Annotated in this window: 1 protein-coding gene; it reads left to right on the top strand. The window is 67.9% G+C overall.

Features of this window, described 5'->3' with window-relative positions:
• The coding region (locus tag ACYVDE_RS26040) for a hypothetical protein (RefSeq protein WP_460504391.1) at window positions 1–508 on the top strand (508 nt) is incomplete at both ends.

Here is a 508-nt window from a genome sequence, read left to right on the forward strand (position 1 = left end):
GGCGATGGGCCGTGCTGGCGCTGGCCGGCCCGGCGCTCACCTCGCGCGCGTTAGGCATCGACCAGCGCAGCTACGCAGCAACTTCGCCCACCAATCTACCGGGCGTGGGGCCCAGCAACATTTCTTACGGCCCCAAAAGAACCAGCACGTGGCAACCCGAAAATGAGCAGGCGGCCAGCGGCTTCGGGGCCGAAGTGCAGCTGCACCGCCAGCTAAGCGGCCGCTGGAGCCTGGGCACCGGCTTGGGCTACCATGCGTTCGCCACTAATCAAACGGTGGATGTGCGCGTGAAGTATGGTGCGACCGCAACGAGCAACGCCCTCCGGCCCGACTCGGTGGGCAGCCTCCAGGTGCGCAACACCTACCATTTCCTGGCCCTGCCGCTACGCGTAGGCTACCAGCTGGGTGCCGGGCACCCGCGCCTGCGCTACGGCCTGCGCGCCGGCGCCGACGTGGCGTTTTACCTGGGCGGCCGCAGCTTCGAGGGCAATAGTTCCAGCCGCACCAA

The sequence above is a fragment of the Hymenobacter agri genome, from assembly GCF_054778495.1.